General features: G+C 52.2%; 20 protein-coding genes. 3 read left to right on the forward strand and 17 right to left on the reverse strand.

Annotated elements, in window-relative coordinates:
• Positions 1–2 precede the first annotated feature (2 nt).
• Genes AC0LWF_RS19415 through AC0LWF_RS19425 form a run of 3 tightly spaced genes read right to left on the reverse strand, consistent with a single transcriptional unit; the run spans position 3 to position 2,931 of the window.
• Positions 3–1,175 (reverse strand): hypothetical protein, encoded by a 1,173-nt coding sequence (locus AC0LWF_RS19415; protein WP_474653192.1) that lies wholly within the window; start codon positions 1,173–1,175, stop codon positions 3–5.
• A gap of 49 nt (positions 1,176–1,224) precedes the next feature.
• On the reverse strand, positions 1,225–1,818 hold the full coding sequence (locus tag AC0LWF_RS19420) for a stalk domain-containing protein (protein ID WP_474653193.1): 594 nt from the start codon (positions 1,816–1,818) through the stop codon (positions 1,225–1,227).
• A 27-nt stretch (positions 1,819–1,845) separates the two neighbouring features.
• Positions 1,846–2,931, reverse strand: coding sequence for a S1C family serine protease (locus tag AC0LWF_RS19425; protein ID WP_474653194.1), 1,086 nt, complete (start codon positions 2,929–2,931; stop codon positions 1,846–1,848).
• A 274-nt stretch (positions 2,932–3,205) separates the two neighbouring features.
• Here AC0LWF_RS19425 and AC0LWF_RS19430 point away from each other — a divergent pair, with 274 nt between their 5' ends.
• Positions 3,206–4,174, forward strand: coding sequence for a sugar phosphate isomerase/epimerase family protein (locus AC0LWF_RS19430; RefSeq protein WP_474653195.1), 969 nt, complete (start codon positions 3,206–3,208; stop codon positions 4,172–4,174).
• 67 nt (positions 4,175–4,241) lie between these two features.
• Here the strand turns inward: AC0LWF_RS19430 and AC0LWF_RS19435 are convergent, their stop codons facing one another.
• Entirely contained in the window at positions 4,242–6,119 is a 1,878-nt protein-coding gene (locus AC0LWF_RS19435; protein ID WP_474653196.1) for an S-layer homology domain-containing protein, read from the reverse strand.
• A gap of 109 nt (positions 6,120–6,228) precedes the next feature.
• Complete coding sequence (locus tag AC0LWF_RS19440; protein WP_474653197.1) at positions 6,229–6,444, reverse strand: hypothetical protein; 216 nt, start codon at positions 6,442–6,444, stop codon at positions 6,229–6,231.
• Between the two features lie 296 nt (positions 6,445–6,740).
• Here AC0LWF_RS19440 and AC0LWF_RS19445 point away from each other — a divergent pair, with 296 nt between their 5' ends.
• Positions 6,741–8,351, forward strand: a complete 1,611-nt coding sequence (locus AC0LWF_RS19445; RefSeq protein ID WP_474653198.1) for a nitrite/sulfite reductase — start codon at positions 6,741–6,743, stop codon at positions 8,349–8,351.
• A gap of 60 nt (positions 8,352–8,411) precedes the next feature.
• On the opposite strand, the gene AC0LWF_RS19450 is transcribed toward AC0LWF_RS19445, so the two are convergent.
• The 8 genes from AC0LWF_RS19450 to ftsE form a co-directional block, all read right to left on the reverse strand.
• On the reverse strand, positions 8,412–8,603 hold the full coding sequence (locus AC0LWF_RS19450; protein ID WP_474653199.1) for a hypothetical protein: 192 nt from the start codon (positions 8,601–8,603) through the stop codon (positions 8,412–8,414).
• Positions 8,604–8,740: 137 nt separating this feature from the next.
• The gene (gene uvrA / locus AC0LWF_RS19455) at positions 8,741–11,629 is read right to left on the reverse strand and encodes an excinuclease ABC subunit UvrA (protein WP_474653200.1); all 2,889 of its coding nucleotides are present in this window, start codon (positions 11,627–11,629) and stop codon (positions 8,741–8,743) included.
• Between the two features lie 53 nt (positions 11,630–11,682).
• Positions 11,683–13,686 (reverse strand): excinuclease ABC subunit UvrB, encoded by a 2,004-nt coding sequence (gene uvrB, locus AC0LWF_RS19460; RefSeq protein ID WP_474653201.1) that lies wholly within the window; start codon positions 13,684–13,686, stop codon positions 11,683–11,685.
• Positions 13,687–13,957: 271 nt separating this feature from the next.
• Entirely contained in the window at positions 13,958–15,268 is a 1,311-nt protein-coding gene (locus AC0LWF_RS19465) for a PDZ domain-containing protein (RefSeq protein WP_474653202.1), read from the reverse strand.
• Between the two features lie 101 nt (positions 15,269–15,369).
• Positions 15,370–16,794 (reverse strand): S41 family peptidase, encoded by a 1,425-nt coding sequence (locus AC0LWF_RS19470; RefSeq protein ID WP_474653337.1) that lies wholly within the window; start codon positions 16,792–16,794, stop codon positions 15,370–15,372.
• A gap of 199 nt (positions 16,795–16,993) precedes the next feature.
• The gene (locus tag AC0LWF_RS19475) at positions 16,994–18,178 is read right to left on the reverse strand and encodes a murein hydrolase activator EnvC family protein (protein WP_474653203.1); all 1,185 of its coding nucleotides are present in this window, start codon (positions 18,176–18,178) and stop codon (positions 16,994–16,996) included.
• 12 nt (positions 18,179–18,190) lie between these two features.
• Positions 18,191–19,108 (reverse strand): permease-like cell division protein FtsX, encoded by a 918-nt coding sequence (gene ftsX, locus AC0LWF_RS19480; protein WP_474653204.1) that lies wholly within the window; start codon positions 19,106–19,108, stop codon positions 18,191–18,193.
• Positions 19,098–19,784, reverse strand: coding sequence for a cell division ATP-binding protein FtsE (ftsE, locus tag AC0LWF_RS19485; RefSeq protein WP_474653205.1), 687 nt, complete (start codon positions 19,782–19,784; stop codon positions 19,098–19,100). The genes ftsX and ftsE overlap by 11 nt, the downstream gene beginning before the upstream one ends.
• A 234-nt stretch (positions 19,785–20,018) precedes the next feature.
• On the opposite strand from ftsE, the gene AC0LWF_RS19490 reads away from it, so the two are divergent.
• Positions 20,019–21,554, forward strand: coding sequence for a VanW family protein (locus AC0LWF_RS19490; RefSeq protein WP_474653206.1), 1,536 nt, complete (start codon positions 20,019–20,021; stop codon positions 21,552–21,554).
• A 73-nt stretch (positions 21,555–21,627) separates the two neighbouring features.
• Here the strand turns inward: AC0LWF_RS19490 and argH are convergent, their stop codons facing one another.
• The 4 genes from argH to argD are packed head-to-tail and all read right to left on the reverse strand — an operon-like array spanning position 21,628 to position 26,575.
• Positions 21,628–23,043, reverse strand: a complete 1,416-nt coding sequence (gene argH, locus AC0LWF_RS19495) for an argininosuccinate lyase (protein WP_474653207.1) — start codon at positions 23,041–23,043, stop codon at positions 21,628–21,630.
• Between the two features lie 51 nt (positions 23,044–23,094).
• The gene (locus AC0LWF_RS19500) at positions 23,095–24,333 is read right to left on the reverse strand and encodes an argininosuccinate synthase (protein WP_126011634.1); all 1,239 of its coding nucleotides are present in this window, start codon (positions 24,331–24,333) and stop codon (positions 23,095–23,097) included.
• Between the two features lie 46 nt (positions 24,334–24,379).
• Complete coding sequence (argF, locus tag AC0LWF_RS19505; RefSeq protein WP_474653208.1) at positions 24,380–25,336, reverse strand: ornithine carbamoyltransferase; 957 nt, start codon at positions 25,334–25,336, stop codon at positions 24,380–24,382.
• 30 nt (positions 25,337–25,366) lie between these two features.
• Positions 25,367–26,575, reverse strand: coding sequence for an acetylornithine transaminase (argD, locus tag AC0LWF_RS19510; RefSeq protein ID WP_474653209.1), 1,209 nt, complete (start codon positions 26,573–26,575; stop codon positions 25,367–25,369).
• Positions 26,576–26,597 lie beyond the last annotated feature (22 nt).

A 26,597-nucleotide genomic window follows, 5' to 3' on the forward strand; every position in this document is an offset into this window, starting at 1 on the left:
CACTAGCTTGTGAATGTGAAGGATCCAATAACTTTCTCTACCGCAGCGCGATTGCTGTCCGTAAAGTTGGCTTGATTGAATCCATAGCTGATCAAATACAACTTACCGTTCTTCTCGAAAATATAGTATACCAAAGTCGTAGGAACCTTGTCTTCCGGGTATTCAACGACCATCTTCGTAGCTATTATTCCGCTGCCCACTGTTGCAGTCGTGTTCTCTTTAATAACGGCTCCGAGCTTCTTCATATCGTCGCTATTATTGATGTAGTTTCTGAAATCGTTGACGAATTCATTCGCACTCTCATCCTCGACAATTCCGATGCTAAATTGGCCATAAGGTAGGCTATAAGTGACCGAGTCTTCTTCGAAGTCCTTCTCCACACCGGTCCATGATTCCGGAAGCACGATGGAGTAACCGTAAGTATTGCTGGACTTCGTTACTGTTTGGTCCGCCAGCGCTTCAGCGTCATCCAACTCGCTAAAGTTCTTCTCTACATAGTCGGTATCGACATCAAGCGTGCTCACAATGTTATTAAATAACGTTTCACCAGTAGCAGTATTGTCTTCTAAATAATAAAAATCCACTTCATACTTTTGCGCGCCGACAGAGAAAAACACATTGTATTCCTTATTCCACTCTTCTTTGTCAGACGAGTACTCATAACTTAGCACTTGAGCTACACCGTCGGCCAGTGTCAGTGTCGATTCCGCGACGTTACGGAGATACCCTGATGCATAGGCGTTCTCGGCCTTCTGGCGTGCACGGTGCATCCAATCCGTCGCATTATCCTTATCATTAAGCGAGCTGATTTCAAAGCTCATGAGTCCATTCTCATTAACAAAGATCGGGAATTGAATATCCTTTATACGAACCCAGTCAACAGGCAGCTCCACAGACAAGCCGTAATCCTTATCCGTCGCTGTATAGTAACCGTTATGCACTTTCGTAATATCCTTCAATGTCAAATCATTCTTGGCAAAAGAAAGCTTGAAGCTGCTGAGTATGTCATCGTACACGGCCAATTTATCACGCGAGTCCGATTTAATGCCTGCCATAATGACATAGATCCGATCGCCGACTTGAATCGCACGATTATCATAGAACCAACCGTCACGATCTTTACTGACGATTTTCTCAAAGCTCAGATCACCCATAGTAACTGTTTTCTTCTCCATGATAAACTCGTTCTCATCGAAATAGCTCATCATATGCTCGCGGAGTTCTTCACGCGTTCAATACTAAGTCCGAAGGATACTTCATCGACCAGTTGTAATAACTGTCGCCGACCTGTGTTTTGCCTGCATCGGAATTAATGCCGCCTGTGTTATTGCCAGTCGAAGTACCTGGTGCTGCCGCCATGAGTCCTTTAATCGTAATATCATTGCCATTCAGTGCAAGTGTTGCACCGAACGCCGATACGATAACACGCAACGGCACCATCGTTACACTGTTCACAATCTTAGGCTCAGCCGTAAGGGTGATTGGCGAACCGTCGACCTTTACCGTCTTGCTGCCAATTGTAAGCACAACTGTCGTTTTGTTGTACGTCAGCGTGATGATTTTGTTATTCTCCAGCTTCAGCCCTGCACCGAATGCTTTCGTAATGACGCTTAGCGGCACCATCGTTGTGCCGTTCTGTTTGTACGGCTTCTGAATCGTCGACGTCGTACCGTTCACTGTCAGCGTTGGACTGCCAATAGCCAATTTGATTTCGACCGACTTCACTTCAACCGCCATATCGGAGGCTCCTGCAACTGCAGGCATAAGTGCAAATATCATACAAACCGTAATGAGTAGAGCTAACAGCTTGTTCTTCATGATGATTTCTCTCTCCTCGAACTCTTCTTAGTTTGCTTCAGACAATGTCAGTTTCTTCGTAACGAGGTCGCCCTCAGACTGCACCATCACTTCAATTTGCTGGCCAGGCAGGTAGGCCTTCAGCAACTCGTTAACTTCAACAATCGAAGATACTTGTTGGCCGCCAATGGAGTAAATTTGGTCGCCTACATGCAAATTCGCTTGCTTCGCGCCAGAACCCCAAACCGACTTCACTTCAAGCGGCTCTGTAGTAGGCAATCCAACGAGTGCTGACCAGCTCTCTTCCAGCTCCACGCCAAGCGACGGCCGCTTCACTTTGCCATACTTGAAAAATTGATTCACTACATAACGGACGGTGTCCGCGGGAATGGAAAAGCCTAAGCTCTCAACGCCGTCGCTGACAAATTTCATCGAATTTATTCCAATGACCTCGCCTTTCAAACTAACAAGGCGGCCGCCGCTGTTGCCTGGGTTAATCGCCGCGTCTGTTTGAAGCAGCTTGTAGTAGGAGGAGATCGAACGGTTCATGCCGCTCAAGATGCCCGTCGTCGCTGTGTTGCGAAGCCAGAATGAGACTGGCGTGCCAATTGCAACGGCCGTCTCGCCTACTTCCAGCTGTAGCGGCACAGGTGCGAATGCAGCCGGCTTCAAATTGGTTGCGTTAATCTTCACAAGCGCAAGGTCGCTTGTTTCGTCAATGTTGACACGTTTGCCCTCGTACTGCTTCCCATCCGAAGTGACGACAACGATATGATTCATGTCTTTCACGACGTGGGCATTCGTTACGATCCAACCGTCTGCCTTCCAGATCACACCTGTCCCGTGCGCCAGTGCAAACCGGTTGTCCCCATACTCAGACGGCTTACCGATAATGCCGACTACTGAAGGGGATATTTTCTTCACAACGTCCGGAACTTCAGACTTAGGCGTATAATTGTAGCTTTGTGTCTTGGCATCGTACACTCCCGAGCCGCCGAGCGTCTTGGTAAGCGAGCTTGCCTTGACGTAAACCTCTCCGTTAATTACCCTTGCATCGAGCTTTGCATCGCCCGAACTTCCGGCCGCTAAAGCGGTCCCTGTCATGAAGAGCGCACCGGCTATGATGACTAGCACTAGACGTAAACCCTTTTGCCTCACACTGCTCCTCTTCACTGCTCCTCCATTCAATAATAGATATTTACAATATTTTGCTAGACTAATAGGTCCAATCTACTATAACTGGGTAAATGTGACATATCAATCTGTTATCGTTAAAAAACTAGATTTGTCCACTTCATATGCTTTTTTGGCATTGGCCTTATTGAATCTTAACCTTGCTATTTGCTCATGTTATAATAGGTAAGGCTACGCGCAATACATATCCCATTTAGGAGGTAACTATACACGTATGAAACTCGGTGTATTCTCTGTACTCTTCGCCCAGAAATCATTTGAAGACGCACTCGACTACATTGCATCCAAAGGTTTGGACGCAATCGAGATCGGCACAGGCGCCTACCCTGGCAACGCACATTGCGATCCAGCGGTACTGCTTGCTGACGAGAGCAAGCTAAAAGCATTCAAGGATGCAGTTGACGCTCGCGGCTTAACAATCAGCGCGCTTAGCTGCCATGGAAACCCGCTCCACCCGCAAAAAGCAATTGCTAGCGAGCATGACGCTGTCCTACGTAAAACGATTGAGCTTGCTTCCAAGCTCGGCGTATCTGTAGTAAATACATTCTCCGGCTGCCCAGGCGACCATGAGGATGCGAAATATCCGAACTGGCCGGTTGCTCCATGGCCGAACGATTTCCAAGACATTCTGAAATGGCAGTGGGAAGAGAAAGTTATTCCGTACTGGAGCGAAATCGCGAAGCTTGCAACTGAAAGCAACGTGAAGATCGGTCTTGAATTGCACGGCGGCTTCTCCGTACACAGCCCGGCAACATTGCTTCGCTTGCGTGAAGCTTGCGGCGATGCAATCGGCGCTAACCTTGATCCAAGCCACATGTGGTGGCAAGGTATTGACCCTGTACAAGCGATCCATATTCTTGGCCGCGCAGGCGCAATCCACCACTTCCATGCGAAGGATACAACAATTGATCCAGTCAACGTGAATAAGCACGGCGTAACAGATATGCAGTCTTATGCACTGATGCTTGATCGCGCTTGGCAGTTCCGTACTGTCGGCTACGGTCACGACATGAAGATTTGGGCTGACATCATCAGCGCGCTTCGCCTTGTTGGCTACGACTACGTCGTAAGCATTGAGCACGAAGACGGTCTGATGTCTGTAGACGAAGGCTTCACGAAAGCTGTTCAAAACCTGCAATCCATCCTCATCAAAGAGCCGCTCGGCGAGATGTGGTGGGTATAATACCCGAATATGCAATAAGCGAAAACCTCCAACCCTTATGGGTCGGAGGTTTTTGTATGTCTTGCTGTTATGAAGCGGGAACGAACCGCTCGAACAGATGCTCAAGAATTGTGATCGTCTGTTCGGCTGTCAGCTGACCGCGGGGGTCGAATTTACTTTGGCCTACGCCACTCAGCAGCCCGAGCTCTACCGCCTTGTACACGTTCGGCTTCGCCCAAGCCGCTATTCCGGCATCGTCTGCAAACGCCGTTACATGCTCCTGTGCTGCACGATTGCTCTCCTTCCCGACCGCTGATGGCACAAGCTCCTGCAGCTTGTTAACTAACCGAATCAGCAGCGAGGCCGCCTCTTGTCTGGATATCGTCCGCCATGGAGAAAAAGTCGTGGCGGATGTACCCGAGATTAGCCCGTTCTTCAGCGCTTTGCCGATATTATCATCCACGATGTCCGTAAACGGAGTCGTCATCCCCATGAGCGGCTGACCATAGATATTCTCCACGAGCGCGACTGCCGCATCTGCGAATGCAATTCGGCTCATCGCCTGCTGGTAATCGTGATCAAGCATCGAAGTGACGATCCCGTTCTCCTTTGCGGCACGATACGTACCCTCTGCCCATTTGCTTACGCGAGCAGCAGAATTCGGTGCTTCAACATGAATATTCACGCTTTGCGGTATTTGAAAATAATTATTGAGCGTAATTTCGGCGTCACCTGTCTTTAACGCTTTTAGATGACCGGCACGATCCACCGACACAATCTCCGGGTGATCCGATCCAAATGCAGCGCCAGAGCTCGCGAGCGCTACGCTGCCCTGATAGGTCTTCAGCTGCAGCTGCTCGCCAACAGTTAACTGCATGAAGCTGTTTCGTAACTTAATCGGCTGAACAAGTGGAAAGAACGTTGTATCGAACGATAACGATGTTTCAGAGCCGCTTTTATTGTAGAGCCCCTCAATCTTGACGTGGAACTGCTCATTCTCAGGAAACGAAATAATCCCCTCAGGTCGGAAAATGATACTGAACGGAATTCCGTAACCGCTTGTTTCGACATTGATGTAGCGACCCTCCGTGTCCGTTTTCGTTGGATCAAAGCTCCAGCTCTTCTGATCGCTTGTACGCGTTAAGGTTACGCGAATATCCGATGTGCGCTCCCGATCATACTTATCCGGATTCAGTGAAACGGACCATGCATCCTGCGGCGCAAACAACTCAGACGGGAAGTAGCCAGCGGAAGGCCAGCTTACATAGCTATAGCTCACTTCACTGACAGGCCGTTCTCGGTTGAATGCATATAAGGAAGCGTACGGATAGGCGTATCCATATTTCGATGTCGTCTGAACAAACCCGAACATGGTCTTCTTCATGGTTGGATTAATGATCCAGCGGCGGTGTCCGACCCTTGAGATATTCGAAGGATCGCTATCCGCCATATAGCCAAGCACATTGCTGTACAGCGTTGGGTCGCCGGCATACAGATTGCTGCTGCTCGTACCTGCATAACCTAGCTGGTATTGCTCTTCATCCATGCCTTCAGGCTTGTTCGGCGTATGAGACAACTGTAGATTGAGCGCATTAATGAGCGCACCTGTCTGCTCTTGCAATTCCTTGCTCATATCGAGCGTCACATCATCCGGCAGTCCTGCCGCATACCTGACGAAGTTCAACGCTTTCAACCCATCCTCCATGTAAGCCTGCTTCAGCTTCCCTGCCTTGAACGGAGCGGTCAAACTAGGCTGCTCTTCATAGATATCCTTACCGTCCATATAGTTGAACGTGAAACCCATCGGCTTGTATTGCTGCCATTTGCTCATGATCTCTTCTTTAGACCGATTGACAGTAATGGCTTCTACGGATTGCGGATTACTCTCTGCACTTACCGATGAAACAGTAGCCGATAATAAGCCTAATAAAATGGTTGCTGTTACGACTGTTCTTCTCTTCCCCATGATTTCTACATCACTCCTTCACGCGTTTTACATCATATATCGAAAAAAAATGCCAGAATCTTGAGATCTCAAGATTCTGGCATATCCGTTCAGTCATTATTATTGGAAATTACTGCAACCAAACTTTGAAAATCATCACGTAGTTCGCAAACGCGAATACAAGAAGCGAAACAGTTGTAAATCCGATTGCGAATACATTCTTCTTCGGGCGAGCCATGATTAAACGAACCCAACCGATGAAAATTACAATTGTAAACAGCAGCATCATAATATCCATTGGATCAAACTTTGTAAGGGTATTGGCTGCTTGTTCAGCAAGAAACATGGGTGTTGACCTCCTTATTTTCGCACGTAGCCTATATTAGTTATGTTAGCCTCATCACGGTCCCGATGCAAGTCACAATCGAGAATCGTAACAAGTTTGTCACCATTTGGAGAAAGGACTCTTATATAACCAGACCCTTCATTAATTATAATAAATCCTTATAATTGCATGGATACAACTCATTGTCGCTAGGACTGAAGTGTGGTACGATTCTGTGTAGTATTCATACGAAAATCGTCGGATTTTCGTAAATCAACTCGATATTCTGAGCATAACATCCTTAGGAGGAACGAGCAATGCCCTATGAAGCCGTATGGATGAATGACCCAACCAAACTAAATAAATTCGAATTTATTAAAATGGAAAAAGACGGACTCGATGTCATTCGCACCATTATCGACAAGTATTCGAAGGAAGGCTATGCCTCCATTCCCGAGGATGACATGAACCGGTTCAAGTGGGCTGGCGTCTACGAACAGAAGCCTAAAGACGGCTACTTCATGATGCGGATCCGAATCAATACCGGTATCATTACTTCTGCGCAAGCGCGTGCAATCGCTTCAATCGGCCGCGATTACGGTCGTGATCTCATCGACGTTACAACACGTCAAGCGATTCAGTATCACTGGCTGAAAGTCGAAGACCTGCCGGACATCTTTAACCGCCTTGAAGCGGTTGGCTTGTATTCCTATGAAGCTTGCGGCGACTGCCCGCGTACCATTGTAGGCAATCCGCTTGCCGGCATTGATCGCGATGAGCTGATGGATACTCGCGAGATCGTTGAGCAAGTGAATGATTTCTACCTGATGAACCGTGATTTCTCCAATTTGCCTCGCAAATATAAAATGTCCATTTCTGCAAACATCTATAACAATGCGAATGCCGAGATTAATGACCTTGCGTTCGTTCCTGCAACGAAAGTGATTGACGGCGAAGAAGTGATCGGCTTCCACGCTTATGTTGGTGGCGGCTTGTCTGCAAAGCCTCACATGGCGAAAGAGCTCGACATGTTCGTTCGTCCAGAAGAGGTACTGAAGGTCTCCATCGGCGTTACAACGATCTTCCGTGACTACGGCTACCGTGAGAAGCGTCACCAAGCGCGCCTCAAGTTCCTTGTCGCTGACTGGGGTCCAGAGAAGTTCCTCGAGAAGCTGAAGGAAATTATCGGGGACATGCCTTCTGCAGGCGAGAACAAAGTCGTTGGCTGGAATGCCGTTTACTACGATGGCGTTTACCCGCAGAACGAAGCGGGCTTAAACTTTATCGGATTGAACGTGCCTGTTGGCCGTACAAACTCGGATGAGCTTGAGCAGCTTGCTGATGCAGCGGATCAGTTCGGCGATGGTAAGATCCGCACGACGATGTCGCAAAACATCATACTGAGCGGCATTCCTGATGATAAAGTTGAAGAAGCGCTTGCTCTTCCTGTATTGAAGCGCCTCTCTCCTAAAGCAAGACCGTTCATGAGCCGTACGGTTTCCTGCACAGGCAACGAGTTCTGCAACCTTGCCGTTGTTGAAACGAAGGAACGCGCTCGCCGCGTTGCCGACTTCCTGGACGACCATATCGAGCTGGATGAGCGGATCCGTATCCACTTCATCGGCTGCCCGAACGCTTGCGGCCAGAAGCACATTGCCGATATCGGTCTGCAAGGCGCCTTGGTTAAGACGCCTGAGGGCATGGTTGACGCCTTCGATATCGCAGTTGGCGGCATCCTCGGTCCTGGCGCGAAGTTCAACGAATCGCTTAAAGGCCGTGTCAAAGGCGATGACCTTGGCTACGTGCTCGTGAAGCTGATCAACTTCTACAAAGAGGGCCGTGAGCCTGGCGAAACGTTCCATAACTATGTGAACCGTGTTGGCGTGCCGGCGTTCCAAGAACGTTTGACTGAAATTTTAGCTAGCTAATAATGAAGGGGCTGAACATCCTCATGGATGGTTCAGCCCCTTTTTTTGTTTGGTGATTACTTATAGATGCTCTGAATGCTGATTGTTGTCCCCTTGCTGCTCTTTGTTATCCAGTACCATATTGTATCCATCCGGATAATGGATCGTAATCGGCTCTGCTTTATTCGAAGCCTGTGCCGACGGGATGTTGGAAGCGAAACAGGCTAGCGCTATTACTGCTGCTGTACATAGCGATTGAAATTGTCGTTTCATCGAATGGTTCCGCCCTTCTATTTGGCTTGTCACTGCTGCTTGACGGTCTCTCTACACAAAAGGTTTATGTTCAGCAATGAAAAAAGCCCTTCGGACATCGAAGACATAAGTCTTCGATGTCCAGAAGGGCTATATTGTTAGTTCTCGATGCCAGCAGCCGCGACGCTTTCGACTTCGCGCTGCTTCGCAATAGTGCGTTCACGGTCACGCTCGAGGACCGGCTTCAAGTAGCGGCCAGTGTAGGAGCCGTCAACTTTAACGACAGACTCAGGCGTGCCTGTTGCCACTATCATCCCGCCACCGTTACCGCCTTCCGGCCCAAGATCGAGCAGATAGTCGGCTGTCTTGATGACATCGAGGTTATGCTCGATAACTAGCACTGACTCGCCGGAGTCGACTAGTCGGTGCAGCACGACGAGCAGACGGTCGATATCATCGACGTGGAGACCGGTTGTCGGCTCGTCGAGGATGTAGAGCATCTTGCCAGTGCTGCGGCGGTATAGCTCTGCCGCCAGCTTCACGCGCTGCGCTTCGCCTCCTGACAACGTCGTTGCCGGTTGGCCGAGGTTCATGTAGCCAAGACCAACATCAAGCAGCGTCTGCAGCTTGCGGTGGATGCGCGGCACGTTGCGGAAGAACTCGCAGGCGTTCTCGATCGTCATCTCGAGCAGCTCCGCGATGCTCTTGCCTTTATATTTCACATCCAGCGTCTCGCGGTTATAGCGTTTGCCTTTGCAAATCTCGCACGGCACGTAGACGTCTGGCAAGAAGTGCATTTCAATCTTAATAATGCCGTCGCCGCGGCACGACTCACAGCGTCCGCCCTTCACGTTGAAGCTGAAGCGACCCTTCTTATAGCCGCGCACCTTCGCTTCGTTCGTCGATGCGTATAGATCACGGATATCATCAAATACGCCGGTATACGTCGCTGGGTTCGAGCGCGGGGTACGCCCGATCGGCGATTGGTCGATATCAATGACCTTCTCGATATGCTCGAGTCCGCGAATCTCCTTGTGCTCACCTGGGCGAACCTTTGCTTTGTTCAAGTCGCGGGCAAGCGTCTTGTACAAAATCTCGTTCACGAGCGTAGACTTGCCGGAGCCAGAAACGCCAGTTACCGCTGTAAATACGCCAAGCGGAATCTTCGCGTTCACACCGCGCAGATTATTCTCCTTCGCACCGCGAACCTCCAGCCACTTGTCGCTCGTCTCACGGCGCTTCAGCGGCACCGGAATAAACTTGCGACCGCTGAGATAAGCGCCTGTGAGCGATTGCTCGTCCGCCATTACCTCTGCCGGTGTCCCCATGGAGACTACTTGACCGCCGTGAACGCCGGCGCCTGGTCCGATATCAATAATGAAGTCGGATGCGAGCATCGTGTCTTCATCATGCTCGACGACAATTAGCGTATTGCCTAGATCGCGCATATGCTCAAGTGTCTGAATGAGCTTATCGTTATCGCGCTGATGCAAGCCGATGCTCGGTTCATCTAGAATGTACAGAACGCCCATCAGGCTCGAGCCGATCTGAGTCGCTAGACGAATTCGCTGCGCTTCACCGCCGGAGAGCGTGCCTGCTGCACGGTTCAACGACAAGTATTCCAAGCCGACGTTGACCAGGAAGCCAAGACGGCTGTTGATTTCTTTCAATATGAGATGAGCGATTAAGCGCTCCTTCTCCGTCAGGTTCAGCCCATTGAAGAAACGCTCTGCTTCACCGATGGAGAGGGCCGTCACATGCGAGATATTCTGGCTGCCGATTGTGACAGCAAGGCTTTCTTTACGCAAACGATGGCCTTTACAGCCGCCGCAAGGCTTCGCGCTCATGTACTGTTCAATATGATCGCGGATGCCGTCGGAGCCCGTTTCCCGGTAACGGCGCTCCAGGTTGTTCACGATACCTTCGAAAGGCACATGTGCTTCCTTGGAATGGCCGAAGTCGTTCTCGTAACGGAAGCGGACTCGCTCGCCGCCCGTTCCATAGAGCAGCTTCTTCATATGCTCAGACGATAGCTCGCTAACCGGCACATTACGGGGAATTCCATAATGGAGGCATACCGACTCGAGAAACTGAGGATAGTAGTTCGATGTGCTGCCCGCCCACGCTTCAAAAGCGCCTTCTTCAATCGACTTCGAGCCGTCTGGAACGAGAAGATCAGGGTCAACGATCATCTTCGCGCCTAGGCCGTCACAATCCGGGCAAGCGCCGTAAGGACTGTTAAACGAGAACATCCGCGGTGCCAGCTCATCAATACTGAAGCCGCACACCGGACATGCCAGGTTGGAGCTGAACAGCAGCTCCTCCTTCTCCATCACATCGACGATGACTTGGCCGCCTGACAGCTTCGTCGCAGTCTCCAGGGAGTCCGCAAGACGGCTGTGGATGTCGCTCTTCACGACGATCCGGTCAACGACAACCTCGACGTTATGCTTCTTATTCTTCTCAAGCTCAATCTTCTCGCTAAGCTCGCGCAGCTCGCCGTTCACGCGGACACGCACAAAGCCCTGCTTCTGCACATCAGCCAGCAGCTTCGTATGCTCGCCCTTGCGGCCTGACACGATAGGAGCGAGAATTTGCAGCTTCGTCCGCTCTGGATATTCCATAATCCGATCCACCATCTGTTGAACCGTCTGGGATGTAATCGCTATGCCGTGTTCCGGGCAGTGCGGCGTACCGACACGCGCGAACAACAGCCGCAAATAGTCATAAATCTCCGTTACCGTACCGACGGTAGAACGCGGGTTACGGCTCGTTGTCTTCTGGTCGATGGAAATCGCCGGCGACAGGCCTTCAATGGAATCGACATCAGGCTTCTCCATCTGTCCGAGAAACTGACGCGCATAGGCGGAGAGTGACTCGACGTACCGGCGCTGCCCCTCTGCATAGATCGTGTCAAAAGCGAGCGACGACTTGCCCGAGCCGCTAAGCCCTGTCAGAACGACGAACTTATCACGCGGAATCGTCACATCGATGTTCTTTAAATTATGGGCTCGCGCCCCTTTAATGACGATTGAATCATTGGCCATTTATTTAATCCTCCTAAAGGAAACCTCAAGTGAATGAAATCTATCAATAATCGCTACATCCCGAGCTCCGCCTTCAGCTCAAGCAGCGCATCGCGCAGCTCCGCGGCTCGTTCGAACTGCAAGCCCTTCGCAGCTTCCTTCATCTCCGCTTCCAAGCGCTGCACCAGCGACTGGCGTTCTTTCTTCGACATCTTCTCGACGCCTACGCCTGTGAGATAGTCGCTCTTCTGCTCGGCAACCTTCGTCGCCTCGATGACGTCATGCACTTTCTTGCGAATCGTCTGCGGTGTAATGCCATGCTCTTCATTATAGGCGATTTGAATGGTTCGGCGGCGCTCGGTCTCGCCGATCGCTTTCTCCATTGAATCAGTGATCCTATCCGCATACATAATAACGCGGCCTTCGGAGTTACGCGCTGCACGGCCCATCGTTTGGATAAGCGACCGTTCGGAGCGAAGGAACCCTTCCTTATCCGCATCGAGAATCGCCACAAGCGAAACTTCCGGCAAGTCGAGACCCTCCCGCAGCAAATTAATGCCGACAAGGACATGGAAAACGCCCATACGCAGGTCACGCAATATCGCAAGGCGCTCCAGTGTCTTAATGTCCGAGTGCAAGTAGCGGACCTTAATCCCGACATCCTTCAAATAATCAGTAAGATCCTCTGACATCTTCTTCGTCAGCGTCGTCACCAGCACGCGCTCATCCTTAGCGATCCGATCTCGGATCTCGACTAGCAAATCATCGATCTGCCCTTTCGTCTTGCGTACCTCGATAGTCGGATCAACCAAGCCGGTCGGACGAATAATCTGCTCGACCATCGTCGGGCAGTGCTCCAGCTCGTAGGGTCCCGGCGTTGCCGATACATAGACGACCTGCTTCACTTTGTCTTCGAACTCCTCGAAGCGAAGCGGCCGATTGTCCATCGCGGACGGCAGACGGAAGCCGTGATCCACGAGCACTTCCTTGCGCGCACGGTCACCGTTATACATCGCCCGAATCTGCGGAATCGTAACATGCGACTCATCGATGATGATCAGAAGATCATCAGGGAAATAGTCCATCAGCGTATATGGCGTCGCGCCACGCTCACGGAATGTCAGCGGCCCCGAGTAGTTCTCAATGCCGCTGCAGAAGCCCATCTCCGCCATCATTTCCAGATCGTACCTCGTCCGTTGTTCCAAACGCTGCGCCTCAAGCAGCTTGCCCTGTTCATGGAGCTCTGCAAGGCGCTCTTCCAGCTCTGCTTCAATGTGCTTAAGCGCTACCTTCATCGTATCTTCATGCGTAACGAAGTGAGATGCCGGGAAAATTGCGACATGATCGCGTTCTCCGATGACCTCGCCGGTCAGCACATCGATCTCCGTAATCCGTTCAATCTCGTCGCCGAACAGCTCGACACGCATCGCGCGCTCGTTATTCGCAACCGGGAAAATCTCGATAATATCGCCGCGCACGCGGAAAGTCCCTCGAATGAAATTAATATCATTGCGCTGGTACTGAATATCGACAAGCTTATGAAGAATTTCGTCCCGCGACTTCTCCATCCCTACCCGCAAGCTCAGCACGAGCTTTCCATACTCCATCGGAGAACCGAGGCCGTAAATGCAGGATACGCTCGCTACGATAATGACGTCCCGACGCTCGAACAAGGAGCTCGTCGCCGAGTGGCGCAGCTTATCAATCTCATCGTTGATGCTCGAATCTTTCTCGATAAATGTATCTGAGGACGGGATGTAGGCTTCCGGCTGATAATAATCATAATAGCTGACGAAATAAGAAACCGCGTTGTCCGGGAAAAATTCCTTGAACTCGCTGCATAGCTGCGCGGCAAGCGTCTTGTTATGCGCAATGACGAGCGTCGGCCGGTTCAGCTTCTCAATGGTATTCGCAATCGTATAGGTCTTCCCTGTTCCGGTTGCGCCAAGCAGCGTCTGATGCCGGACACCAGCCTCGATGCCCTCAAGAAGCTGCCGAATCGCCTTAGGCTGATCGCCCTGCGGCCGGTACTCCGACTTCAGCTCGAAGAGCTTGCTCCCGCTTTGATGCTCATTCATCTCTTCCTACACCCCAATCCTACGTTTTCTATGAATAAGTTCTATTAAATGTATGCCCAATATACGCGTAAAAAATAGATTACCCTGCAAATTTCACCTTACCTTAGCGCATAAGAATATGTGTTCCCATAATGTATTTATTATACCGATTCAGCGCACCCGATGCAATGAAAGGTTACAGCTCCTTGTCTGGAATTAAACAAAAAAACACCCCAGCGCCGCTAGACATGCAGCGGTCCTCTGGGATGTTCCATCCATCAACATCATACATTTATAACGGTGTCGTTGTAGTCGTCGACACGCCCGTCTGCCGTGATTTCGAAGCACGCTTCTGACGAAGCAGATCGAAGAGCGAGGCCGGCGCCGCGATCGCGTACACATCCGCCTTATCATCCGGCGATAGCACGACGCCAAGCTGATGGTGTTCGCCTGCATACCGCGCCCGCTGAATGAATTTGATTTGCCCCTCGTGATTCAGCACCTCAAGCTTGCAGAAAGCGGAATTGACGTGCAGCGCCGCGTAAAGCTCTTCTTTCGTGCGAATTTTAACGCCATTTACTTTATGCAGAATTTCACCTGTCTGTATTCCCATCGCCTCGGCCGGCGTGCCTGGAATAACCGCCAGCACCCGCAAGCCTTGATCCGTATGCACATAATACGGCGAGCTTTGTTCCTCCGTAAAATAGCTGATCGCAACGAGCGCCTCATGCAGCAGCAACGCGCCGAGCGCAGCTGCCAAGGTGAGCGGCGGCCAGAATGAAGCGAGCACGGCGGTAATGCCAACGCCTAGTCCGTAAATCAGCAGCCCCTTCGAGGCGCTGCGCGCTTTCGCCGCAGGCAGCAGGCTGCGCGTTAATTCACTGAAACCGATCATCATCGGGAAGCCGATCATCGTAAGACCACTGCTCCAGTTGGCACTGCCGTCTAACAGCATCGTCCACGGCAGCGACATATCCGTGCCGCTGCCCGCCGCAGCTGGTACCAGCATCAGCATCGGTACCGGCCAATAGCCTTGCAGCGTGTAGCCGCCGACAATTTTGCCACGCTTACCTTCCAAGAATAGCGGGCTCGCGAAGCGATCCCCCTGCCAGCGTACGAGCAGCGCCTCCGCCACATGCATGAGCGCGACGAGCACCAGCAGGCCTGGAATATCGAGTCCTGCCATGGAAGCCGCCACAGTACCAAGCCAGTCCGACCGGTCAGCCAGCGGCGTCCAGCCGATAATCCACTGCAGCACCCCAAGCACGCCTACACTGTACGCGAAGCATAAATATCGCACACGCACAAGAACGAGCACCGCCGCCGTCCCCCACATCCACAATACCGCTTCTCCTGTTATCGTTACACCGAGAAACAGTCCTGCAAGGGACATAACGACTCCGACCGCGAGACCTGCCAGCATCGTTCGGGCCAGTTGATTCGGCCAAGCTCGCAAACGGACATGGAACAGCTTTCGTTCCAGCCTCGTTTGACGCATATATTGAAGCATGATGAGCAGCACAGCTACATAATAGAATGGGGAAAGCAAAAGTCCGGCCGCCGCCGACCCTGCCAGTCGAAGTAATTGTAATGCTGCTTCCAACGCTTATCACTCCCTTAACATGAAAAAAGAAGGTTGCATCCAACTATCGGAGCTAACCTTCTTTCTATTCGACGCCTAACCCGCAATCTCCTGCAAACCCTTTAATTGGCTATACCGAGCTTCTGCTCCAAGACGCTAACCGCCTTTTGCAGCTGCGTATCGCTTGCTTCATCGCGAACCTTCTGAACGAGCAGCTCTTCCAGCTTCTCCGCCGTCGCCTTATCGGTAAATCCGGTCACAGGCAGACCTGCTTTCTGCTGGAAAGCTTGCACGCTCTGCTGAGTAACTTTGCTGTAATAGCCATCTTTACGATCCACCTTGTACCCAAGACCCGAGAGCATAATTTGCAGGCTCTTCGTATTCTCGTCGATCGTATCCGGCGCAAGCGTCTTCGTCTTATCCAGACGTGCGACCGTGTAATAATCCGGCGGAAGCACTTCAACGTCTGGCTTCAGCCCTTTCTCATGCACCCAATTGCCTAGCGGTGTCAGCCACTTCGCAATCGTCATCTTCACCAAGCTGCCGTCTGTCAGCACCTTGTCATAGCTCACTTGAACCGTCCCTTTGCCGAAGGACGTCTCGCCGACAAGCACCGCATGCGCCTCTTCCTTCAGCGCGCCTGCGAGCACCTCCGATGCGCTTGCGCTCCCTTTGTTCATCAGCACCGCAACCGGATAGCTCTTGCCTGTCCCGCTCGAGAGCGTCTTCTCACGATGGCCGGTCTTATCTTCGACCTGCACGATTGGCTCGCCTTTCGGCACGAACGGCTGCGCAACCGATACGACGACCGGCAATACACCGCCGGGATTGCCGCGCACGTCGATGATGAGCCCCTTCAAATGCTGCTTCTCGAGCTTGGCCAATTCTTCCGCGAAGCGATCGCCCGTATTGAGCGAGAATTGGCGAATCTCAATGATGCCGATGCCATCGCTACGCAGATGCGCATAGACCGTCTCGTAGTCGATATCATCCCGCACAATCGTCAGCTGCAGCGGCTGTGCATGCCCTGCCCGTTCGATGACGAGCTTGACCTTCGAACCCTTCGGCCCGCGGATCTTCGTTACCGCATCGTTCAACGATAAGCCGTTCAGCGATACTCCGTTCACCGAGCGCAGCACATCGTTTGGCAGCACGCCTGCTTTCTCCGCCGGGGAGCCTTTAATCGCGGATTCTACCGTGATTTTGCCGTCCTTCAGCTGCACGCCCGCTCCAATTCCAGTGAACGATCCTTCAATCGACTCCGAGAAATGCTGCGCAACTTCTTTCTTCATATAAACCGAATAGGGATCTCCGAGCGCCTCCATCATCCCGTTCACAGCACCGTCGAGCACCTTTGTCCGATCCACTTGGCGAAAATATTTGTTCTCAATTAATCCGAGCACCGTGTTAAATTTCTGGAGCTCCTTCGCGGATAATCCACTGTTACTCATGGACGATTCCGATGACGCCGCACCAGCTGTACGGCTGCTCTCGATTGTGAAGAATTGGTCGGCAACCGTCAACGTTACTAGTGTTGAAGCCGCCATCGTGAGCACTATAAACGCCGCCACTGTCCGTCCTTTGAACTGCACATGAACACTCCTTTCTGCCACTGTAGCATGCTCATTATATGAGCGGAACATCTTCCCTAGTATACGACAAGCCGTACCCAATTATTTGCATCAGGTACGGCGTTGTCTATTCGAATGGAGCCGCTGCCCGCGCAGACATGCTCCCCTCCGCTATTTATCTCAAATAAGGCGCTGGATTGACAGCTTCTTCATTCTTGCGCACTTCGAAATGCAAATGATTGCCCGTTGAATTGCCCGTGCTTCCAACCTCTGCAATTTTCTGGCCTCGCTTAACCGACTGGCCTTTCTCGACCGAAATGCCGCCATTTCGAATATGTCCGTAGATCGTCCATAGGCCGCCGCCGTGATCAATGATTACGCAGTTGCCGTACTCGCCCATCCACTGTGCAACGAGAACGATACCCGACTCCGCCGCATAGATCGACGTGCCTTTTGGCGCTGCCATATCCATACCGGTATGCAGCTTCCGTTTGCCCGAGATCGGATGAATCCGGTAACCGAACGGCGAGGATAGATGATAGCTCACATGAAGAGGCATGCCCAGCTTTCCGCCTGTGTAATAGACTTTGATTTTGCGCTTCTGCGACTCAAGATCCGATACTTTCTTTGCCAGCTTAATGAGCATCTCTTCCTGGTCGTCGCTAATTTCTTCGAGTTCCTCGGCCTGCTCGCTATACTTCTGCACCATGACTTCCTTCTCATTCTCTTTGTCCTTCAAGAGGTCATGATAGTCAGCCAGCTTGCCGTACATCTGTTTCACATCGCCAAGAGACTTCTCGATTTCTTTCTTCTTGGCAGCGATTGTCGCTTTATCCTTCTTGTGATTCTCCAGTATGTCCTGATCCTGGCTAAGAATCGATTTCAGCGAATCCATCCGATCGATGAAATCGCCAAAGCTTGTCGCACTGAGCAGTACGTCCAAGTAAGAAACGACACCGTTCGTGTACATAAGACGAATGCGCGACTTGAGCAGCTTGTCCCGCGTGTTCAATCTCTTCTCAGCCGCCTCTAAATCCGTCCCGGCCTGCTGCAGATTCGATTCCGTCGTCTCAATCTGAGTCTGCACACTCGTAAGCTGCGTGCTCACATCATTAATTTGCTTCAAAACCTCATCGACCGACTTCGCCGTCTTCGCCTTCATCGAAAGCACATATTCTTTGTCCTTGGCCGCTTGATTGCGATTATGGGTAGCAGCGCCCATTTCTTTACGAACCTGTGCAAGTTCTCGGTTGATCTTATCGATCTGCGAGGCAGCTTCGCCTTGATAAGGCTGGAAGATAAAGCCGGCGAATACGATGACAACTAGGAAAATAAGCCCCTTCCTCACGCTTGCATTCACGCTCACAGTCACCTACACTTTCAAAAATTTGCGCACAGACAATGTGCTGCCCCAAATGCCGATCAATGTACCTAAGCCAAGAATAAGCAAGGATACGTAAAAGCCAGCTTCCTTCAGCGTCACGAGCTTAATCATCATAAGCCCAAGCTCAAACTGGGACACTTCCACGAGGCGGGAATAGCCAAATAACAGAATCGCAATGGTTAACAAGGAACCGATTAATCCAATCAGAGCACCTTCGATAAAGAACGGCCAACGAATGAAATTGTTCGTCGCGCCTACTAGCTTCATAATGCCGATCTCACGGCGTCTTGCGAGAATTGTCATCTTGATCGTATTCGAAATCAGGAACATCGCTGTGAGCCCCAGTCCCGCTACGATAACTAGACCGATATTGCGGACGGCATTCGTAATCTTAAACAGCGTTTCGACGGTGCCTTTGCCGTACTTGACGCTCGTTATCGGCTTGGTTTCGTCCGCTTTGCTGATCGCATCGATCTGCTTTGCCGCGAAAGCAATCTTCTGCGGCTCGAACACTTCAACCGTGAAAGAGTCCGGCAGCGGGTTGTTCGTCGCATCATAGCCTTCCAGCAGCTCGGCGCCGTCAGCACCGATGCTCTTCCGAAGCAGTTCAAGTCCTTGATCCTTCGAGACGAACTCGACGCTCTTCACTTCCGGAATGTTGCCGATCGCATTTTTAAGCTCGCTAATCTTCGCTTGATCGGTGTTCAGCTGCAGGTATACGCGAATTTCAACCTGGCTCTCAATTTGGTTCGCCAAGTTGTTGACGTTCATAGCAAGCAATAGAAATACCCCTAAAATAAAGAGGGAGATGACGATTGAACTGACAGAAGCGAACGTCATCCATCCGTTACGCACCACATTTTTGAGCCCTTCCCGCAAGTGGCGGATCACGGTACTAACTTTCATACCCGTACTCTCCTCTCAGTTCATCGCGCACAATCATTCCGTTCTCAATGGCGATGACACGTTTGCGGAGCGTATTGACGATCTCTTTGTTATGCGTGGCCATGATGATGGTGGTGCCGCGGAAATTAATTTCTTCGAGCAAATTCATAATGCCCCATGAGGTCTCGGGGTCGAGGTTCCCCGTAGGCTCGTCCGCTACAATGACTGCCGGGTTGTTCACAATTGCCCGTGCAATCGCGACCCGCTGCTGCTCGCCGCCGGACAGCTGCTGAGGCAGGCTGGCATGCTTGCCGCGCAAGCCAACAAGCTCGAGCACCTCCATCGTCCGCTTCTTAATGATGCGGCGCGGTGCTTCGATAACTTCCATTGCGAACGCAATATTCTCGTACACAGTCAGCTTAGGAAGAAGTCTGTAATCTTGGAAAATAACGCCGATGTTGCGTCGTACATATGGGATCTTACGTGGCTTCAGCTTGCCGATATTAAAACCGTTAACGGAAATTTGACCTTTAGTCGGAATTTCTTCACGGTAGATGAGTTTCATGAATGTCGATTTCCCGGCCCCGGAAGGCCCGACCAAATATACAAATTCGTTGCGGTCTATACGAACGGATACGCCGCGAAGCGCGTGAGTGCCATCAACGTACGTCTTCCAAATGTCTTGCAGTTCAATCACAATATCACATCCTGTAGGTAGTCAGCTTATTACTATTCGACATGTTTTCGGCAAATCCTCTACCAAAGTACCGTTTTCTGCATTTTTCATATTTCTCATGGTGCAAATTTGCGACGAGACATCCGAAAAGAGGTCATATTTTTCGACAATGGTTCGGCAGTGGACAATTCATAGGCAAAATTTCATTCCCGGCGCATATACATGTAGGAATCCTTGTCCGAGGTGATTAGCGTTATGAAATTAACACGGCTGCATTTGGTCTGGACCGCTATTGCGGTGTGCTTGCTTTTGCTCTCTATCGGCTCAGGCTTTGTATGGACCTATACTTCGCAGAAGACGATTCCGAAGCAGGTGAGCATTGTGCTTGCGAAGGACGGCACAGGACTTTCGAAGCATCAGACGCTGCTGAAGAGCGACTTCGCTCTCGTTGCTGGCGGAATGAAGGAAACGGAGGCGCTGCAGCTGCTTGCCTCCCGGAAGCAGGCGCTGGAACAGCTTGCGGTGACGATTAACGGCGGGGGCGTAATGAAGGATGGCAGCGGCAAGACGAAGGCGGAAAAAAAGCGGACATGGACGTTAGCCGAACTGGGGATTTCGGTGAGTATAGCGGATGCTCAGAGTGCCATTGAGAAGCTGAAGCAAGGCAGCATGTGGGAGCGCGCACGCTACCGGTGGCATTTTCCGAGGGAGCTCTCGATTCGAGTGGCTTTCGATCGGTCGAAGTTTGTGCAGCGGGTACTGAGCCAGTGGGGTTATCTCAATACGGGCGAGCCGGTCAACGCAAAGCGGACGATTACGACTCAGGACGAGGTCGTCTATTGGCCGCATAAAGATGTGTACAGACTGGATACGGATAAAATGTCCTTGGCTGCGGTTGCAGCAGTTGAGCAGGCGCTGCGCGATAATTGGAGCACTAACGGCGGGACGGCTCCAATGAAGCCGATGACTTGGCCGCTCGCTCTAAAGACGGTGCACCCCGATGTGACGATCGACCGGCTGAAAGGCGAAGGTGTCGACCGGTTGCTTGTCGCCTTCACGACAGAGTTTGCGACCAGCGGCGCGGGACGTGCTTATAATGTGACGATGACAGCGCGTACGCTAAACGACTGGGATTTGGCGCCTGGTGAGGTCTTCGATTACAGCACCGTAATTAAGCAGACGAACAAGCAGTATAAATACCGCCAGGCGCCGGTCATTCTGAACGGCGCATTCGTGCCTGGCATTGGCGGCGGCATCTGCCAGGTGTCGAGCACGCTCTATAATGCAGCGCTGCTGGCAGGGCTCGATATGGTTGAGCGCCGCAACCATTCGCTGCCGGTCGCCTACCTGCCCTTGGGGCGTGATGCGACTTACGCGGATGATGCGATAAACTTCCGTTTCAAGAACACGACCGGCAAACATCTGCTCATCCGCACCGTGGTGGAAGGGCGCAAGCTGACGGTGAAGCTGTTCGGCACGATGCCGCAGGGCGTGTCCTACTCGCTGGAGTCAGCGACGATCGGCACCGTTGTGCCGCCGGTGAAGGAAATTGCTAAGGTGGGACTTGTACGCGGTGAGCGTCAACTCTTGACCGAAGGCAAGCCCGGCTATGTCGTCGAGACGTACCGCATCAAGAAGGCCGGCGGCAATCAAGTGTCCCGCACGCGAATCTCGCGGGATGTGTACAAGGCGCAGCCGGTCGTCTATGCAGTGTCGCCAGAGCAAGCGAAGCTGCATGGCGGCGGGGCCGACAAGGAGAAGCCGCTGCTGGAGGATGGGGTTGGGCAGTAGGACCAAAAAAAGCCCGTTCGCGCCCCACTGCTGATCATCGATCAGCGGTGAGACTCGAACGGGCTTTCACTTATTAGAGGCTGCGCTCCACGTATTCCGTGACCCATGCCGCTGTCGCAGCAAGCTCCACTTCAGCGCGAGCAATTGCTTCCGTCACTTGCGGCTTCGCAGTGCCGCCGTAGACGTTGCGGGCGTTAACGACCTGCTCCGGCTGCAGAACGGCATAGATGCGATCGTCAAACAGCGTAGAGAACTGTTTGAACTCGTCCAGCGTCAGATCGAGCAAATATTTGTCCTGCTGGATGCAGTACAATACGGTCTTGCCAATGACTTCGTGCGCTTGGCGGAAAGGCAAGCCTTTGTTCACGAGGAAGTCTGCAATGTCTGTCGCATTGGAGAAATCCTGGTTGACCGCTTGGCGCATCCGCTCCTTGTTTACCTTCATTGTCGCTACCATCGGCGCGAACAATTGAAGCGCGCCTTGCAGCGTCTTCACGGTATCGAACATACCTTCTTTGTCTTCTTGCATGTCCTTGTTGTACGCAAGCGGCAGCGACTTCAGTACCGTCAAGAGGCCGACAAGATTGCCGTAGACACGACCTGTCTTACCGCGAACAAGCTCCGGAACGTCCGGGTTCTTCTTCTGCGGCATAATGCTGCTGCCTGTGCAGAACGCATCATCGAGCTCGACGAAGTGGAACTCTGTGCTCGACCACATGATGAACTCTTCGCTGAGGCGCGACAGATGCATCATGATGATCGACGCGTGCGACAGGAACTCCAAGATGAAGTCGCGGTCGCTGACGGCATCAAGGCTGTTCTCGTACACGCGGTCAAACTTCAGCTGGCTCGCTACAAAATGGCGGTCAATCGGGAACGTCGTTCCCGCAAGCGCGCCTGCGCCAAGCGGCAGCGTGTTCACGCGCTTATAGCTATCTTGCAGACGCTCGATATCGCGGCCGAACATGGACACATACGCCATCATATGGTGCGCGAACAGAATCGGCTGCGCACGCTGCAGATGCGTATAGCCCGGCAGGATCGTGTCGACATTGGCTTTCGCCTGCTCCACGAGCGCTGCTTGCAGCTTCTGCAGCAAGTCGACGAACTCGACGACGCGCTTGCGCAGGTACAAGTGCATATCGGTTGCAACCTGATCGTTCCGGCTGCGGCCGGTATGAAGCTTGCCGCCGACCGAACCGATATCGTCGATCAGCGTCTTCTCGATGTTCATATGAATATCTTCATCGGAGATGGAGAATTCAATATCGTCGCGCTTGATGCGCTGAAGGACGCGGTGCAGGCCATCCTTGATCTTCTCCACATCATCAAGCGGCAGAATGCCCTGCTTGCCGAGCATCGTGACATGCGCCAAGCTGCCTTGAATATCTTCTTCAGCAAGCTCTTTATCAAACATAATCGATGCCGTATATTCTTCTACCAGTTGGTCGGTTTTCTTCGTGAACCGGCCGCCCCACAATTTACTCACAGTAGGTGCACTCCTTTATTTTTCGCAAGAGGTCGCTCTGTAGTCGCTCTCTTATTGCTTCTTGCTTTGCTCCACACCGGAGGATACCTTCAGACGCAGCGCGTTGAGGCGGATAAAGCCGGTTGCATCGCCTTGATCGTACGCTTTGGACGGATCTGCTTCCATCGTCGCGATATCTGGGTTGTACAGGCTGACTGGGCTCTTCACCCCAGCGCCGATGACATTACCTTTGTACAGCTTCAGACGAACGACGCCTGTTACGTTCTTCTGGCTTTCCAGCACCAACGCTTGCAGAGCAAGACGCTCAGGCGCGAACCAGAAGCCGTTGTATACGAGCGATGCGTATTTGGAAATGAGCGAATCACGCAGATGCATGACGTCGCGGTCCATCGTGAGCGATTCCATCTTGCGGTGCGCGGTGAACAGAATTGTACCGCCTGGCGTCTCGTATACGCCACGGCTCTTCATGCCGACGAAACGGTTCTCGACCATATCGACGCGGCCGATACCGTGCTTGCCGCCAAGCTCGTTCAGCTTCTCCATCACTTCGAGCGGGCTAAGCGCTTTGCCGTTAACTGCCGTACAGTTACCGCCCTCGAACGTCAGCTCTACATATTCGGATTGATCCGGCGCATCCTCAGGGGATACGGACAGAACGAACATGCCTTTGTTCTCATCGCTGCTCGGATCGAACCACGGATCTTCCAGCATGCCGCTCTCAAAGCTAATGTGCAGCAGGTTACGATCCATCGAGTATGGCTTCGCAGCCGATGCTTGCACTGGAATGTTATGCTTCTCCGCGTACGCGATCATCTCTGCACGTCCCGGGAATTGCTCGCGGAACTCTTCGAGCCGCCATGGCGCAATAACCGCGATGTCCGGCGCAAGTGCTGCAGCCGTCAGCTCGAAGCGCACTTGGTCGTTGCCTTTGCCAGTTGCGCCATGCGCAATTGCAGTAGCGCCTTCCGCGCGAGCGATATCAACCATCCGCTTCGCAATCAGTGGACGCGCAATCGACGTGCCGAGCAGGTACTGCCCTTCATACAGCGCGCCGGATTGGAACATCGGATAAATAAAGTCCTGTGCAAACTCATCGCGCAGGTCATCGATATATACTTTGGAAGCGCCTGTCGCCAGTGCTTTCTCTTCCAGGCCGTCAAGCTCATCCTTCTGTCCGATATCTGCCGTGAATGCGATGATCTCCGCATCATACGTTTCTTTCAGCCATTTCAAAATAACGGACGTGTCCAGACCGCCCGAGTATGCAAGTACGATTTTTTCCTTCGCCATGAGTTCGTTAACGCTCCTTATTTATAATTTCAGTTATTTAACGCCATTACATGATGGCAGCCATAATCGCTTTCTGTGCGTGCAGACGGTTTTCCGCCTGATCGAATATAATCGAATGCTTACCGTCGATAACGCCTTCGCTCACTTCTTCACCGCGATGCGCAGGCAGACAGTGCATGAACAAGTAATCGCTCTTCGCATAACGCGCAAGCTCTTCATTCACCTGGAAGTTTGCAAAAGCAAGCTCACGCTCCTTTTGCTCCGCTTCGAAGCCCATGCTCGCCCATACGTCCGTGTAAACAACATCCGCATCCGCAATCGCTTCCTTCGGATCACGGCAAACGACGATGCGCGAGCCCGTCTCCGCTGCATTCTCCTTCGACAAGCGAATGATCTCATCGTCCGGCTCGTAGCCTTCCGGCGTTGCCACCGAGATGTGCATGCCAAGCTTGGCAGCGCCCATCATCAAGGAGTGGACCATATTGTTGCCGTCGCCGATGTACGCAACTTTCAACCCTTCAAGGCGGCCCTTATGCTCAAGTACCGTTTGGTAGTCGCAGAGCGCCTGACAAGGGTGAGACAGATCTGTAAGGCCGTTAATGACCGGAATCGTTGCAGCACGCGCTAGCTCAATGACTGTGCGGTGTGCAAATGTACGAATCATAATCCCGTCCACATAGCGCGACATGACCTGCGCCGTGTCGGAGATCGGCTCGCCGCGGCCGATTTGCAGATCATTGCGGCTCAGGAACAGCGCATGTCCGCCGAGCTGGTACATGCCCACCTCGAACGAAACACGAGTACGCGTCGATGATTTCTCAAAAATCATGCCGAGCGTCTTGCCCTTCAGCGGGTGATATACTTCGCCAGCCTTCTGCTTGCGCTTCAGATCAATCGCAAGATCGATCAGATAGCGCACCTCAGCAGGCGAATAGTCCGCGAGCCCAATAAAGTCGCGGCCTTTTAGGCTAAGCGCCATTTCTTCCGTTAACAGATTCGTCATAAGTTTGTTCTCCCTTTCTTCTACAGCTATCTATACCGGAGCCGTTTGGTCCGCAAAAATCGAAGCCAGAATGCTCACCCCAAGATCTGCTTCCTCGCGCGAGATGAGCAAGCTAGGCAGCAGACGCACCACATCCGGGCCAGCCGTTACAACGAGCAAGCCGCGCTTCTGGCCTTCCGCAATAATGTTACCAACCGGGCCGTTGCATACGATACCGATCATAAGTCCTTTGCCGCGAATCTCTTGCACGAATGGGTTGCCGGCAAGCTTCTCGCGCAGCTGGCTCATGAGATATTCGCCCGTCTCAGCAGCGCGTTCTGCCGCTTTTTCTTCGAGCAGCGTTTCAATCGTCGCTTTCACGACAGCTGTAGCAATCGGGGTTCCGCCAAACGTCGAGCCGTGGCTGCCTGCATTGAACGCTTCGGCCAGCTCGCCTTTTGCAAGCATTGCGCCGACCGGGAAGCCGCTTCCTAGTCCTTTTGCCAGCGTAAAGATATCCGGCTCAATGCCGTAATGCTCAAAACCAAACAGTTTGCCCGTACGGCCCATCCCTGTTTGAATTTCATCAATAATGAGAAGCACGCCGCGCTCCCTGCATACCTTCGCCAAATGCTGCACGAATGCAGGCTCTACAGGGATCACGCCGCCTTCGGCTTGAATCATCTCGATCATGATCGCCGCCGTCTTGTCAGTAATCGCCGCTTCGAGTGCCTCGTAGTCATGCAGAGGAATGTAGCGGAAGCCTTCCGGCAGTGGACCGAAGCCTTCTTTTACCTTCTCCTGGCCTGTTGCCGTCAGCGTTGCGAGCGTACGTCCATGGAACGATTGGGCGAACGTGATGATCTCGTTGCGACCGTTCCCCTTCACTTTCTGATGGTAACGGCGGGCCAGCTTAATTGCCGCTTCATTCGCCTCCGCGCCGGTGCTGCAGAAGAACACCGCGTCTGCATGGCTGTTATCGGTCAGCAGCTTCGCCGCCGCCTCCTGATTCGGAATGTGGAACAGGTTGGATACATGCCACAGCTCATCAAGCTGCTTCACGAGCGCTTCCTTCACTTGCTTCGGCGCGTGGCCAAGGTTCGTAACGGCAAGGCCGCACATAAAGTCCAAATATTTGTTTCCTTGATCATCCCACAACCAACTGCCTTCGCCCTTCACGAGCGCAATCGGGTATCTTGCATACGTTGGAAAAAGAGAGCTGCTTGCTGTTTCTGCCACTTTGTTCATATCGCTCATCATTCGTTCACCCCGCTAAATAGTA

It is taken from the genome of Paenibacillus sp. sgz302114, assembly GCF_056120345.1.

Bases quoted from the DNA above. Each gene is read 5' to 3' on its own strand.
- AC0LWF_RS19415 (WP_474653192.1), bottom strand. From the start codon at position 1,175: ATGGAGAAGAAAACAGTTACTATGGGTGATCTGAGCTTTGAGAAAATC.
- AC0LWF_RS19420 (WP_474653193.1), bottom strand. From the start codon at position 1,818: ATGAAGAACAAGCTGTTAGCTCTACTCATTACGGTTTGTATGATATTT.
- AC0LWF_RS19430 (WP_474653195.1), top strand. From the start codon at position 3,206: ATGAAACTCGGTGTATTCTCTGTACTCTTCGCCCAGAAATCATTTGAA.
- AC0LWF_RS19435 (WP_474653196.1), bottom strand. From the start codon at position 6,119: ATGGGGAAGAGAAGAACAGTCGTAACAGCAACCATTTTATTAGGCTTA.
- AC0LWF_RS19440 (WP_474653197.1), bottom strand. From the start codon at position 6,444: ATGTTTCTTGCTGAACAAGCAGCCAATACCCTTACAAAGTTTGATCCA.
- AC0LWF_RS19445 (WP_474653198.1), top strand. From the start codon at position 6,741: ATGCCCTATGAAGCCGTATGGATGAATGACCCAACCAAACTAAATAAA.
- AC0LWF_RS19450 (WP_474653199.1), bottom strand. From the start codon at position 8,603: ATGAAACGACAATTTCAATCGCTATGTACAGCAGCAGTAATAGCGCTA.
- uvrA (WP_474653200.1), bottom strand. From the start codon at position 11,629: ATGGCCAATGATTCAATCGTCATTAAAGGGGCGCGAGCCCATAATTTA.
- uvrB (WP_474653201.1), bottom strand. From the start codon at position 13,686: ATGAATGAGCATCAAAGCGGGAGCAAGCTCTTCGAGCTGAAGTCGGAG.
- AC0LWF_RS19470 (WP_474653337.1), bottom strand. From the start codon at position 16,794: ATGGCGGCTTCAACACTAGTAACGTTGACGGTTGCCGACCAATTCTTC.
- ftsX (WP_474653204.1), bottom strand. From the start codon at position 19,108: ATGAAAGTTAGTACCGTGATCCGCCACTTGCGGGAAGGGCTCAAAAAT.
- AC0LWF_RS19490 (WP_474653206.1), top strand. From the start codon at position 20,019: ATGAAATTAACACGGCTGCATTTGGTCTGGACCGCTATTGCGGTGTGC.
- AC0LWF_RS19500 (WP_126011634.1), bottom strand. From the start codon at position 24,333: ATGGCGAAGGAAAAAATCGTACTTGCATACTCGGGCGGTCTGGACACG.
- argF (WP_474653208.1), bottom strand. From the start codon at position 25,336: ATGACGAATCTGTTAACGGAAGAAATGGCGCTTAGCCTAAAAGGCCGC.
- argD (WP_474653209.1), bottom strand. From the start codon at position 26,575: ATGATGAGCGATATGAACAAAGTGGCAGAAACAGCAAGCAGCTCTCTT.